General features: G+C 51.1%; 1 protein-coding gene and 1 pseudogene. Both read left to right on the top strand.

Annotated elements, in window-relative coordinates:
- Window positions 1-1,491 (top strand): CTP synthase (locus OB13_RS07965; RefSeq protein ID WP_461489627.1); only part of this gene is annotated, 1,491 nt, incomplete at its 5' end.
- Between the two features lie 35 nt (window positions 1,492-1,526).
- A pseudogene (locus OB13_RS07960) lies at window positions 1,527-1,731 on the top strand (membrane protein insertase YidC); the annotation flags it as partial.

Here is a 1,731-nt window from a genome sequence, read left to right as displayed (position 1 = left end):
GACCCTTACATCAACATCGACCCGGGCACCATGAACCCCTACGAGCATGGCGAATGCTATGTAACGGAAGACGGAGCAGAAACCGACCTGGATCTCGGGCACTACGAACGCTTCCTGAACGTAGCCACTTCGCAGGCTAATAATGTGACCACAGGTCGCATCTACCACCATGTCATCACACAGGAACGGGAAGGCGCCTACCTGGGCAGAACCGTGCAGGTTGTCCCTCACATCACCGATGAGATCAAACGCCGCATGCTGCTGTTGGGTGAGTCCAGTGAATACGACATCGTGATCACGGAGATCGGCGGATGCGTGGGTGATATCGAATCGCTGCCCTTTATTGAAGCCGTTCGCCAGCTGCGCTGGGAGCTGGGCGTGAATGAGACCTGCGTGATTCACCTTACCCTGGTGCCTTATCTCAAAGCAGCCGGAGAACTCAAAACCAAACCCACCCAACATTCGGTGCGTGATCTTTCGGAAGCTGGCGTACAGCCCGACATCCTGGTTTGCCGCTCTGAATATCATATCCCAACCGATCTGCGCAAGAAGATCGCCCTTTTCTGCAACGTGAAGCAGAATTCCGTGATCGAATCCATCGATGCAGAAACGATATACGATGTGCCGCTGCTCATGCGCAAAGAGAAGCTGGATGAGCGTGTGATCGGCAAACTCAAGCTACCGCAACGAGCAGAACCCGAACTGGAAAGGTGGAAAGAATTCCTGGGCAGATTGAAAAACCCGACCGCCGAAGTGAACATCGGCCTGGTAGGAAAATATGTGGAGCTGCCGGATGCCTATAAGTCCATTATAGAGTCTTTTGTGCATGCGGGCGCTGCCAACGAGTGCAAAGTCAATATCAAGTGGTTCCAGTCTGAAAATATTGCCAGCGATAACGTAGCACTTGTTTTGCAGGGGCTGGATGGTGTTTTGGTGGCACCTGGCTTCGGAGAACGTGGGTTTAAAGGCAAACTGGAAACCATACGCTATGTTCGTGAGCAAAATATTCCGTTCTTTGGCATCTGCCTGGGGATGCAGTGTGCGGCAGTGGAGTTCGCCCGCAACGTACTGGGGCTCGAAGGAGCAGCTTCGACTGAGATGGATCCTGAAACTCCCTATCCGATCATTGATATGATGGAGGGGCAGAAAGAAATAACCCAAAAGGGCGGAACCATGCGGCTTGGGGCCTATACTTGTGAACTAAAGAAGGGTTCAAAAGCATTTTCTATTTATGGCAAGGCTAAAATTTCGGAGCGTCACCGCCACCGTTATGAATTCAACAACAAGTTTTTAGCCGATTTTGAGAAGGCAGGTATGATCGCTTCCGGCATCAACCCCGATACGGGCCTGGTTGAAGTAATCGAGTTGCAGCAGCACCCTTGGTTTGTGGCTGCGCAATTTCACCCCGAACTGAAGAGTACGGTGCTTAATCCTCACCCACTTTTTGTTAAGTTTGTGAAAGCTGCCATGAGTAACAAAAAATCTAAATAAGTATCAACCAACATACAGTTCAACAATTACTTTAAATGGATAGAAATCAAGCTATTGGCTTTGGATTGATTGCCGTGCTTCTGCTGGCTTATTCCTTCTTCTTCTCGGGCACGACGGAAGAAGCCAACAAACCGGCCATTGAACAAACCGCCAAAGTGGAGCAGGTGCAGCCAGGCCCGGCCGTTGCCGAAGACGACTCACTGGCCCAGGTACGCAGAGCTGCTGCTTTGGGAGCTTTCA

The organism is Pontibacter sp. HJ8 (assembly GCF_054824225.1).
The sequence above is the reverse complement of the archived record's forward strand: the minus strand, read 5'-3'. Positions and strand labels throughout refer to the sequence as shown.